The sequence below is a fragment of the Mannheimia sp. USDA-ARS-USMARC-1261 genome (assembly GCF_000521605.1).
Classification (GTDB): Bacteria; Pseudomonadota; Gammaproteobacteria; order Enterobacterales; family Pasteurellaceae; genus Mannheimia; species Mannheimia indoligenes.
Genome location: NZ_CP006942.1, coordinates 397398 through 409332 on the forward strand (window position 1 = coordinate 397398; position 11935 = coordinate 409332).

An 11935-nucleotide genomic window follows, 5' to 3' on the forward strand; every position below is an offset into this window, starting at 1 on the left:
ATCAAATTTTCGTCAATAGTTCTTGGAGTAAATATTTCCAAAGGTGTATAATAATGGAGCGATATTTCATTACTATATAAGGAGAATCTATGCTAACAGATCAAGATATTTTTAACCGCTATCAAACCAAAGAAGCGGAGTTTAAAAAACAGGCGGATATCAGCCTTATCGGTCATTCACTGTTCGATATGTGGGGTGATATGGAACAAGGTACGCCAAGTTTGGCAGGGCAAAGTGTGGCGAATTTAGGTTTATCCGGCACTAGCACCCGTCAATATTTAGATGTGATTATTAAGCCAAACCGTATTCAATATGTAGGCAAAAACGTTTTTATTTTTTTAGGTGTGAACGACATCGTGAAAGAGCCTGACTATTCGCCAAAACAAGTATTGGATTGGATTGAGGAAATTGTGGCAAGCCTAAAAGCTATTTCGCCGGATTCCCGTTATTTCTTGTTGGAGGCGACCCCGGTCAATAACATCGCTACTACCGATAATCCGCCAATTAAAGAAATGAACGCCTATTTTGAGGCAAACTGCCCATCTTATCTCACTTATGTGAAAACCTGGACGCATTTTGAAAATGAAGAAGGCAAGCTCGATCTTAATTTATGCCACGATGGCTTGCATTTTACTCAGGCTGGGTATGATCGCTTAAAAGCGATTTTAGAAGCTAATTTATAGTTTTTACTAAAAGATCAAGCGGTCAGATTTTTGCGAAATTTTACAAAATCCTGACCGCTTGTGTTCAATTACAGTGCTTCAATTTCTTGATACTGCACCTGCAATTTCTCTAAACCACTCAGATACTCTTGCATTTTTTCACGCTCTTTGGCAATCACTTGCTCAGGGGCTTTTGCCACAAAGGCTTCGTTGGAGAGTTTGCCTTCGATACGAGCCACTTCCCCTTTGAGTTTATCCATCTCTTTGGTTAAACGAGATAGCTCAGCTTCTTTATTGATAAAGCCTGCCATTGGGATCAAGATTTCGCCATTTGCCACCAATTTCGCCACCGATAGTGGTGCGTTTTCGCCGGTTTCCAGCACTTTCACGCTATCAAGTTTTGCCATTGATTTGAGCAATACTTCATTCGCATTGAGAATTGCGACTTCATCTGCCGAGAAGTTACGGGCGATCAGGTCTAAGCCTTTACTTGGGGCGATGTTACTTTCCGCACGAATGTTACGCACCGCCACAATCACGTCTTTAATGAAGTTGATTTGGTTTTCGGCTTGTTCGTCAATCGCAAGCGGGTCAAATTGCGGGAATTTTTGCAACATAATGGTATCCGCTTCAATGCCCACAAAGCCTTTCACTTTCTGCCAGATCTCTTCGGTGATAAACGGCATTACCGGGTGGATTAAACGCAGTAATTTTTCCAACACATTTACCAGCGTGCGACTTGCCCCACGGCGTTGTGCGTCTGTGCCTTTGAAGAAGATCGGTTTGGTTAGCTCTAAGTACCAGTCGCAGAATTGATCCCAAGTAAATTCGTAGATCGCATTTGCCACTAAGTCGAAACGGTATTGGCTGAGTGCGGTGCGGAAGGTTTCCACCGTGCGGTTGAATTGGCTTTCAATCCAACGATCCGCAAGGCTGTATTCCACTTCACCTTCGCTTAAATCGAGTTTGTCGTTAGTCAGCACATAACGGCTCGCATTCCACAATTTGTTGCAGAAGTTGCGGTAGCCTTCTAGGCGTTTCATATCCCAGTTGATGTCACGGCCGTTGCTCGCAAGTGCGGTTAAAGTGAAACGCAGGGCGTCCGTACCGTGTGCCACAATGCCTTCACTAAACTCTTTACGAGTCGCTTTGGCGATTTTCTCAGCAAGTTGCGGCTGCATCATATTGCCGGTGCGTTTTTCGAGTAAATCATCGAGGCTGATACCGTCAATCATATCAATCGGGTCTAGCACGTTACCTTTCGATTTGGACATTTTCTGCCCTTGCTCATCACGGATTAAGCCGGTCACATACACGGTTTTGAACGGCACTTGCGGTTTGCCGTTTTCATCTTTGATGAAGTGCATCGTGAACATAATCATACGAGCCACCCAGAAGAAGATGATGTCAAAACCGGTGATTAACACATCGGTCGGGTGGAACATTTTCAGTTCTTTGGTTTGTTCTGGCCAACCAAGGGTCGAGAACGTCCATAAGCCTGATGAGAACCAAGTATCTAGCACGTCTTCGTCTTGTTTTAGCACAAGATCCGCAGGTAAGTTGTGTTTTGCACGCACTTCCGCTTCATCACGAGCTACATAGACATTGCCTTGCTCGTCATACCATGCAGGGATACGGTGTCCCCACCAAAGTTGGCGAGAGATACACCAGTCTTGAATATCACGCATCCAAGAGAAGTAGAGATTTTCGTACTGTTTCGGCACGAATTGGATTTCGCCATCTTCCACCGCTTTGGTTGCCACTTCCGCCAAAGGCTTAACAGAAACATACCATTGGTCGGTTAGCATCGGCTCAATCGGTACGCCACCACGGTCGCCATAAGGCACTTTTAAGTCGTGCGGTTTGATTTGATCGAGCAAGCCCAAGGCTTCAAAATCCGCCACGATTTTCTTACGAGCCACAAAACGCTCCAAGCCTTGATAGTCAGCCGGAATTGGGGCTGCATAGCCGGCAAGCGGTTTGCCGTCTGTGCCAATAATTTCTGCTTCCGCACGAATATCGGCATTGAGCGTCATCACATTCACCATCGGCAAGCCGTGGCGTTTACCCACTTCGTAGTCGTTGAAATCGTGTGCAGGGGTAATTTTCACCACGCCTGTACCAAATTCACGATCCACATACTCATCGGCGATAATCGGAATCTCACGGTTAGCAAGCGGTAGGATTACCGTTTTGCCAATCAGCGATTGATAACGTTCATCTTCCGGGTGAACCGCAACCGCTGTATCGCCCAACATCGTTTCAGGACGAGTAGTTGCCACCACCAAATAATCTAAGCCGTCAGCGGTTTTCGCCCCGTTGGCAAGCGGATAACGGAAATGCCACAGCGAGCCTTTGCTCTCTTTGTTTTCCACTTCCAAATCAGAAATGGCGGTGTGCAGTTTCGGATCCCAGTTTACCAAGCGTTTGCCACGGTAAATCAGGCCTTCTTCGTGCAAGCGAACGAACACTTCTTTCACCGCATTAGACAAGCCTTCGTCCATCGTAAAACGCTCACGATCCCAGTCAATCGAGTTGCCCAAGCGACGCATTTGCTGGCTGATCGTACCGCCCGAATAGGCTTTCCAATCCCAGATTTTGTTGATAAACGCCTCACGACCATAATCGTGACGGGTTTTGCCCTCCTCATTAGCGATTTTACGCTCCACCACCATTTGGGTCGCAATCCCCGCGTGGTCAGTCCCTGCCTGCCAAAGGGTATTGTTGCCTTCCATACGGTTGAAACGGATTAAGGTATCCATCAACGTCTGTTGGAAAGCATGCCCCATATGCAACGAGCCCGTCACATTCGGCGGTGGAATGGCGATACAGTAGCTTGGTGCGGATAAATCTTCGCTCGGTTTGAAATAGCCTTGCGATTCCCAGTGTTGGTAGAGGGCTTGCTCTACGGCGGAAGGGTTAAAACGGTCTTCCATTGTGAATTGTTTTGTCATTTTGGTTCTCTTTATTTTTAATGTTTCACATTTAAAACCCTGTTGCTAGGGATAAAAATAATTCTTTACAAAGTTCTTTGTCATCTTCTTTGAGGATAGAATATGTTGCTCCTCTAATTAATACTAAGCTTTCTTCATCAAATTGAATAGGTATATATAATTGATAAAAAATCCCAATTACGTTTTTATTAAATTTAAAATCAGGATTATGCTTCTTTAATTTATTAAGTAATAAATTAAATTGAAATTCTAAAGAATGTGATAGTAAAGTAGATATTATCTGTCGAAAATGTGGATTAGATTTAAAATTATCAATCTCTAGCTCAGAATACTTTTCCCTAAAAAATGTAATTATCGGGTAAATAATTTGAAAATATTCATCCTTGTTAAATACATCAGTAAAATCTAAGGCAATAAATCCCAATGATTTTTCTGGTATTTTATCTAACTGTTTATTAGCATCTTTTATGTTCTTTTCGAATTTTTTTATTGAATGCAATTTTTTACATTCAATAAATAAGTTATCATTAACTATAATATCGGTAATATCAAGCAAGTTTAGTTTTTCTTTTTTAAATCTACTTGCAACATCTATTTCAAAGAAATAATCTTCTGATTTGTGTGCGTCATTAATATTTGTTTCAGAGCCAGAAATTAAATGTCTAAGAGTATCGGTTTTTATTTGTCCTTGATGTTCTTTTACAAAATTAAGGATTCTGGAATAATGGTAAATCTTTGAGAAGATTTTTATTAAAGTTTCTTTATCTTCATTTCCCCTAAGTTCTTTCTCCTTTACTTTTTTAAGCCATTTGGCAAATTTCGTAGCTCTTATATTTTTAAATGGTTTCTCACCTTTAATTTCTATTTTTTCTAACTCATCCATTAATAGAATTGAATTGTTGATTAGATCTTCTAGTTTTGATTTATTAATATTAATATCTGACATATTTCCCCCGATGGAGCTCGTCTCCGACGAGTGCCTATTTATTTAAGCACCCGTCAGAGACGGGTGCTATCGTTGGTATTTTACAAGCGGTCTGTTTTGAGAAGTTTTTTGCAAAATTTTTCTTAAATTTAACTGCTTGTCACCCCACACGAGCCGTGTGGGGTTAAGCATAACCGAGCCACGCTGTGGCTCTTATTTTTCTCTAACTTCTAGCCCCAGAGGGGCTGAGCTATGCTTAACCTAGTACGGCTTTGCCGTGCTAGGTCTGTCCGCATATTGAATTACCTTTTCCGTGCCATCTGGATAATGCTGGATTAAATCTCCATTTTCACGGCGATATGTCAGCACTTCGTGCTTTTTCTTTTCTTCAAACCACGCAGTAAAGAGAATATCCAGCTCTCGTTGTTTTTTGAGTAATTCTTCACGGCTTGTCATTTTATGTCCTCTGTTTCAGAATCGCCAAATATCTTTCCAGTTCCGTTAATTCATATCGACTAATTAATTCAACTAAACTTCTAATACCTTGTTCATTTTTATGGAAATCATCAAAACATTGGTAATAGTTTGCTCGATGAGTAAATTTAATATCAACAGGTAAATAGCCTTGTTTCAATAATTCAAAATTAATCAGTAATCGCCCTGTACGTCCGTTGCCGTCAATAAAAGGATGAATACTTTCAAAGGCTAAATGTAACCAACTAATCGCTTCTATTGGGTGAAGTGCAGTCAGTTTTTGTTGATATTTTTCAATTAACGACTGCATTTCTTCGGCAATCAAATAAGGAGCAGTAGGCTCATTTTCTGCCCCTAAAATACGCACCGGAATTTTGCGATAAACACCTCGACTTTCAGCATTATTCATTAAAACAAGCGAATGAATATCTTTAATGGTTCGCTCGCTTAATGGTTCATCATTGGCAACTAATTCATAAATATAGTTAAAGGCATCTTTGAAACCGATAATATCCAAATGTTCTCGTAATGGCTTTTCCGCAATCGTCATTCCCTCTTTTAAAATCAGAACGGTTTCACGCAAGGTAATGGTATTGCCTTCAATCGCATTGGAATTATATGAGCTTTCAATAATAAATTCTTCTCGCAAACGCTGTATTTCAGATGCGGATAATGGACGACGTTGAGAAAGTTCTGCTTTTAAACGATCAATTTGGGCTAATTTATTTTGCATACTTATTTATTCCTCCCAAACCATATCCAAATGCGGTATCCCGTCTTCCAAATACACGCCTGATACCGCTTTGAACCCAAAACTTTCATAAAACCCTTGCAAATAACTTTGGGCTTGGACGTGAACGGGTTGACCACGAGCCTCTTTTACCACTAACACTCTGCCGATATGTACGCCATCATCACTTGGAATTAGACGGCAGTAAGCGGTCAGATTTTTTGCATTTTTTGCAAAGAAATGCACCGCTTGTAGGTCTTTGTCGTCCACTTCTTGGTAAGGGCAATTTTGCTCAACCACAAACACGGCGGTGCGGAGTTTGTAGATTTCAAATAGCTCTTGGGTGGAAAGTTGCCCAAAAGTCTTGGCTTGCCAATTTATTGTGTTTAGCATTGCACGGTTTCCAGCTGCCAACCTAATTGGCGATATTGTTTATAGCGTTCGCGTGCTTGTACTTTGGCAGTTTCTTCCACCGGCACAAAGTCAATAATATGATTGAAACTGTTAATAAAATCGGGTAATTCTGTTTGTAATGAAATTAGTAAATCCCGATGTTGTGCGTTGCGTTTACCTTTCCACGAAATTTCAATCGGCGTTGGGTAAGTAGTAATTTCGCCCGATAAATTATGTGGTACGAAAGAATCAGGATCTCTTGCCCAAAGTGCTTCATCAATATTGAAGGCTTGTTGTTCTGTTTCACAGGCAATAAGCACTCGTTTACCTAATCGCCACGCTTGAGCGGCAAGTTCACAAGCCTGAGCTTCAGCGGCTGAAATATCGGCTGAATCGGTTTGGCTTAGAAGATAAAATTGCACTTGTTTCACAGCATATTCCTAAACAATATATTGATGTACTTAAACGGTAGATTTTAGCTGAAAATCAGGCAAATATAAAATCTAAGCGGCATTTTTTGCAAAAAATATGCGAAAAAGCACCGCTTGTGGCGTTTTTCAGGAGGTTTGAGGTTGAACTAATTCACTTTTACTTGTTCTAATAGCTGGAATGCACTATTTCCAACGGTGGAAATTGTGTAAAATGAAACCCCCAGTCTTATTATGAGGAACTTACTATGGGCTTATTTGATTTTGTAGACGACATTGGTCGTAAATTATTTAACAAAGAAGAAGATGCTTCAAAAGCCGTTACTGAACATTTGAGCCAAGATAATCCGGGCGTTGAAAATGTGAATGTAACCGTTGAAAATGGTGTAGCGAAAATTTCCGGTATTGCTTCAAGTGCAGCCGCTGTTGAGAAAGCGGTGTTGATGGCAGGTAACGTAGCCGGTATTACTAACGTGAATATTGATGCCTTACAACTTGCAAGAGAAGAACAGTTAGCCGGCGATGATGAGTTTTACGTTATCCAAAAAGGCGATACTTTATGGGAAATCGCAACGAAAGCATACGGCAACGGTGCAAAATATAAAGCGATTGTGGAAGCGAATAAAGAAGTGATTAAAGACGAAAATAAAATCTTCCCGGGTCAAAAAATCCGAATTCCAAAAGGTTTATAATTAAGAAGAGCTAAACTTGTGAAAGTTTAGCTCTTTTTATATAAGAGTAGTTGATAAAAAAGCTCTGCATTTGCAGAGCTTTTGAGTAATTGTTATTTACTTTCTACCGCTTGTTTCACTTCTTCAGCTTTCATTTCAGTTACTTCTTTTAACTCTGCTGCTTTTTCAACTACAGCGTTTTTAGCTGCTTCTGCTTTATCTGATGTTGCTTGTGCGGCTTCTTTAGCTGCTGCTTTCAACTCTGTAGCTTTAGCTTCTGTTGCGACTTTAGCCTCCTCTGCTTTTTCAACTACTGCATTTTTTGTGGCTTCTGTTTTATCTGAAACGGTTTGTGCAGCATCTTTAGCTGCTTCTTTTACTTCGTCAGTTTTAGCTTCAGTTACTGCTTTAACTTCTGCTGCTTTCTCAACAACAGAATTTTTAGCTTCTTCCGCTTCATTTGCTGTTGCTTGCATAGCATCTTTCGTTGCCTCTTTAACTTCTGTTGCTTTTTCAACAACTGCTTCTTTCACTTCAGTAGCTTTGTTTACTGTTGCTTGAGTTGCTTCTTTTGCTTGATCACACGCTGCAAGCGTCATTGTTGTACCTAACACTAATAAAGATAAAATTGTTTTTTTCATTCCGAGTTCCTTAAATTAAAAAAATAAACAAATACATTTTGCAATGTATTTGCTTAGGCTGATTAAATCATAAAAAGTTCATATTATAAAAAATGCCTATTAATTTTTAATCAATAGGCATTCTAGTTTAGAGTTTTTTACTCAATATTGGTTGAGCGAGGTGCAGATTGCACTTGGCTTACCGCACTAGTGTAACCACCGAAACCCTTACCGTAGAAATAATATTTAGAATTTTGCCACTGATTAATAGCAAAAGAGTCTAAGCTTTCTGTTGGTGGTGCAGCAACAGTCATTTCCGCTTTGGTATGTTCAACACGAGAGAATGTGCCTAAGCGACCGTTAAAACTATAGTTGCTTTCATAGCTTGAAACAGGCACTTCAATAACTTGTTGAGATACTGTTTCAATGGCTGGAGCAGAAGTCGCTTTTGATTGGAATTTACCAACACGCTCATTCTTCTCTTTTACCAAATCACGCTCAGAAGGCTGAGCAACCACACTACCAAATGGAGCAATATGTTCTTTTACTTCTGATTTTTGAATTTCCGGTTCTAATCCTTTTTCTGCTTTAGGCTTAGCGTGTTCCTCTTGTTTTTCTTTGACTAAATCACGATTAGTCGGCTGAGCAACAAATCCACCTAACGGGCTAACAGAAAGTGTTTTCTTATCAGCTGCTTTTTTCTCTGCTTCAACAGGTTGGATTTCTTGCTGTTCAAGCATTTGATCAACCGATAAGAATTGTACTTTTTCTTCCGCTTTTGCCGGAGTTGCAAATTGTACCCAAACTTTACCGCTGGCAAGTTCAGGCGAAGCAACTGCTGAGCTCAATGGCATTGCAGAAGTTGCATTACCACGCTGATTCTCACGACGACGCTGATTACCTACACGTAAATGGCGAGGCAAACGGCGTTGGCGGTTGTTATCACGGCTTTCAGAGTTGTTTTCAGCAATAGCTTCTACTGCTACAAGCGGTTGAATATTACTCGCTATGCTCGCTCCTTCGGAGCCGTTGGCTAAGCCAACGTTCAAGCACAAGTGTTTGTCATAATTTTTTTGCACATTTTCAACATCATCTAGTTTAACCGCAAGAGTTTCTACTGTTGATGGTACTAAATTTTCACTTACAGCTTCTACTGCCTCAACACGCACTTTTTTGCGTAATTCACGACGTTGGCGGCGTTCTACTTGGTTTTCTCGTTGATTATTGCGGCTTTCCTGTGCATCAGTTACGCCAGCTACTTCTTCAACCACCGCACGACGTTGTTTTTTCTCAGTACGAGTAGCTTTTTCTTCTTGAGACGCTACTTGATTTTGCTGTTGTTTACGCTCTTGATTTTCCGCTTTTGTATTGCGGTTCGGGCGTTCACGACGTTGGCGACGATCACGTTGATTGCGAGATTTCGGTTTCGGTTTTTCTTCCACTTTTTCTTCTGCTGCAAACCAGCCTTTAATCGTTGCCATTAAACGGCTGAATAGAGATGGTTTCGCCGGCTCAACCGGTGTTGGTGCAGGTTGAAGATTTAGCTCGGTGCTTTGTAATACAGATTCAACGGTAATCACAGGCTCATTGCGAGTTACTAAGGCATCATCATTATGGTTATGTGAATGATGGTGTGGTTCTTCCTCGCTACGTGCCTCGTAATGTTTGGTCAAATCGTAGCTCAAGGTTGGTGTTACTTCATTTTCACGCAGGCGATACACGCTGAAATGTGGGGTTTCCATACTTTCAGACGGTACAACCACAATTTGAACCTCGTGGCGTTTTTCAATGCTTGAAATTGCTTTACGTTTTTCGTTTAATAAATAAGTTGCAATCTGCACCGGCACAATGGTGTGAACTTGAGCCGTGTTTTCTTTAATCGCCTCTTCTTCTAATAAACGTAAGATTGAAAGGGCAATAGACTCATTATCACGCACTTTACCTGTGCCTTGACAACGAGGACAGATATGCGATGAAGCTTCACTTAATGATGGACTTAAACGCTGGCGGCTCATTTCTAACAAACCGAAACGAGAGATGCGAGCAAACTGAATTCTTGCACGGTCTTGACGTGTTGCTTCACGAATGCGGTTTTCCACTTCACGTTGATGACGAACCGGGGTCATATCGATAAAGTCGATCACAATTAAACCGCCCAAATCACGTAAACGTAATTGGCGAGCAATTTCATCTGCCGCTTCTAAGTTAGTGTTAAGGGCAGTTTCTTCAATATCGCCACCGCGAGTTGAACGTGATGAGTTAATATCAATCGCTGTTAAGGCTTCTGTTACATCAATAACAATTGAGCCGCCTGACGGTAAACGTACTTCACGTTGGAATGCAGATTCAATTTGCGATTCAATTTGATAATGGCTAAATAACGGTACTTCGCCTTCGTATAAACGCACACGGTTGATGAAATCAGGGCGAACCAAACGAATGTGATTTTTCGCCTTTTCGAATACTTTTTTGTTGTCGATTAATATTTCACCAATATCACGACGTAAGTAATCACGAATGGCACGTACAATCACATCACTTTCCTGATGGATTAGGAAAGGTGCAGGGCGAGACTCTGCCGCTTTTTTAATGGCGTCCCAATGGTGCAATAGCACTTTTAAGTCCCACTGCAACTCTTCAGGTGATTTTCCCACACCGGCAGTACGTACAATCAAACCGACATCTTCAGGTACATCTAAGCAGTCTAAAGCCTCTTTTAACTCTAAACGCTCATCGCCTTCAATACGGCGGGAAATACCGCCTGCACGCGGATTGTTTGGCATTAAAACTAAGTAACTACCCGCAAGAGAAATGAAAGTGGTTAAGGCTGCACCTTTATTACCACGTTCTTCTTTGCTGACTTGAACGATAACTTCTTGTCCTTCTTGGATAATATCTTTGATATTTGGACGACCGTTAAACACATAGTCTGACGGGAAGTATTCACGAGAAATTTCTTTTAAAGGTAGGAAACCGTGGCGTTCTGCACCGTAATCAACGAATGCTGCTTCAAGGCTTGGTTCAACACGGGTAATTTTACCCTTGTAGATATTAGATTTTTTCTGTTCGTGTCCCGGACTTTCAATATCCAGGTCGAATAAACGTTGCCCATCAACAAGGGCAACACGCAACTCTTCTTTTTGAGTTGCATTGATTAACATTCTTTTCATTGTGTTTTCTCATTATTGTTCATTTTACACGGGCTGTTTGCCCCATTATTCAGGAATGTTTTTATGTCTATCTCACGACTGTCTTAATTCCTAATTAAAAGTGTTGACAGTTGTCTTATGTTTACTTTTTCTTGTCTCAAAGAAACTGCAAAATCAATCACTTATGGCTTGCTGAAGATTTTTGCAAGCGGTTATTTTTTGCCAAAATTTTGCAAATTTTCCGTTGCTTTTTTACAGGCAAAAATAACGAGGTATTATCGCATTTTACCCCTTTTAAAAGCAAGGTAATTGTAGCTGTTGTTGCGAATTAATTTTATTGAATTTTGTTGTTGAATATAAAAAACACAAGCGGTTAAATTTACAAATTTTTTTGCAAATTTAACCGCTTGTGGGTTATTAAGAAGGGCGAGGGTAAAGTCGGCGAGTGTGAATAATTGTAATAATGAAAATATCTTCTTCAATAATCTCATACACTATTCGATAATTTCGTACAAAAGTTTCTCGTGTGCCGTCATTACGAGTAATGCCAATTGTAGGCATAAATTCAAGCAACTTTAATTTCTTAAAGATATCAGTGTGGAGCTTAATACCACTTTGCTCATAGCCTGTAAATTCAACCACATTATCAATGATTTCATCAATATCATTTTCAGCTTGTGTGGTTAAAATAAGATTAGCCATAAACCACATCTCTGTTTCGGCTTAATTCCATCTCTCTAATTTTACGTTCTAGCTTCTCTTTGGTACGCTGTTTAGCGACTTCAAGCGGAACTCCCTGTCCTGCTCGAGCTTGTTCTCTACCAATACGGATTTTTTCAGCTAAAAACTCATCATATCCCTTTTCTTTTAACATAACTTGCTCCTATTAAAACGGACAATTTTAGAACATTGTCCGCCTTTCATTCTAG

12 protein-coding genes are annotated in these 11935 nt (G+C 40.5%); 2 read left to right on the forward strand and 10 right to left on the reverse strand.

Annotation, left to right across the window (positions count from 1 at the left end; all coding sequences use genetic code 11):
• The first annotated feature begins 89 nt into the window (after nt 1-89).
• Nucleotides 90-683, forward strand: coding sequence for an SGNH/GDSL hydrolase family protein (locus tag X781_RS01950; RefSeq protein WP_025235312.1), 594 nt, complete (start codon nt 90-92; stop codon nt 681-683).
• 68 nt (nt 684-751) lie between these two features.
• On the opposite strand, the gene X781_RS01955 is transcribed toward X781_RS01950, so the two are convergent.
• From X781_RS01955 to X781_RS01980, 6 genes are all read right to left on the reverse strand, one after another.
• Nucleotides 752-3616: a valine--tRNA ligase gene (locus tag X781_RS01955; protein ID WP_025235313.1), complete on the reverse strand. Its 2865-nt coding sequence runs from the start codon at nt 3614-3616 to the stop codon at nt 752-754.
• Nucleotides 3617-3647: 31 nt separating this feature from the next.
• Nucleotides 3648-4562: a hypothetical protein gene (locus X781_RS01960; protein WP_025235314.1), complete on the reverse strand. Its 915-nt coding sequence runs from the start codon at nt 4560-4562 to the stop codon at nt 3648-3650.
• 240 nt (nt 4563-4802) lie between these two features.
• Nucleotides 4803-4997 (reverse strand): hypothetical protein, encoded by a 195-nt coding sequence (locus tag X781_RS01965; RefSeq protein WP_025235315.1) that lies wholly within the window; start codon nt 4995-4997, stop codon nt 4803-4805.
• Nucleotide 4998: 1 nt separating this feature from the next.
• Nucleotides 4999-5748, reverse strand: a complete 750-nt coding sequence (locus X781_RS01970; RefSeq protein ID WP_025235316.1) for a Fic family protein — start codon at nt 5746-5748, stop codon at nt 4999-5001.
• Nucleotides 5749-5754: 6 nt separating this feature from the next.
• Nucleotides 5755-6138, reverse strand: coding sequence for a GNAT family N-acetyltransferase (locus X781_RS01975; protein WP_038643858.1), 384 nt, complete (start codon nt 6136-6138; stop codon nt 5755-5757).
• Nucleotides 6132-6569 (reverse strand): DNA polymerase III subunit chi, encoded by a 438-nt coding sequence (locus tag X781_RS01980; protein ID WP_025235318.1) that lies wholly within the window; start codon nt 6567-6569, stop codon nt 6132-6134. Before X781_RS01980 ends, X781_RS01975 begins: the two co-directional genes overlap by 7 nt.
• 245 nt (nt 6570-6814) lie before the next feature.
• On the opposite strand from X781_RS01980, the gene lysM reads away from it, so the two are divergent.
• Complete coding sequence (lysM, locus tag X781_RS01985) at nt 6815-7258, forward strand: peptidoglycan-binding protein LysM (protein ID WP_025235319.1); 444 nt, start codon at nt 6815-6817, stop codon at nt 7256-7258.
• 92 nt (nt 7259-7350) lie between these two features.
• On the opposite strand, the gene X781_RS01990 is transcribed toward lysM, so the two are convergent.
• From X781_RS01990 to X781_RS02005, 4 genes are all read right to left on the reverse strand, one after another.
• The gene (locus X781_RS01990; RefSeq protein WP_025235320.1) at nt 7351-7878 is read right to left on the reverse strand and encodes a hypothetical protein; all 528 of its coding nucleotides are present in this window, start codon (nt 7876-7878) and stop codon (nt 7351-7353) included.
• 137 nt (nt 7879-8015) lie between these two features.
• A complete protein-coding gene (gene rne / locus X781_RS01995; protein ID WP_025235321.1) occupies nt 8016-11027 on the reverse strand; it encodes a ribonuclease E in 3012 nt (1003 codons plus the stop codon).
• Between the two features lie 396 nt (nt 11028-11423).
• Nucleotides 11424-11708 carry a type II toxin-antitoxin system RelE/ParE family toxin gene (locus X781_RS02000; RefSeq protein ID WP_025235322.1) on the reverse strand — a complete coding sequence of 95 codons (285 nt, stop codon included), beginning with the start codon at nt 11706-11708 and terminating at the stop codon, nt 11424-11426.
• Entirely contained in the window at nt 11701-11880 is a 180-nt protein-coding gene (locus tag X781_RS02005) for a hypothetical protein (protein ID WP_025235323.1), read from the reverse strand. Before X781_RS02005 ends, X781_RS02000 begins: the two co-directional genes overlap by 8 nt.
• Nucleotides 11881-11935 lie beyond the last annotated feature (55 nt).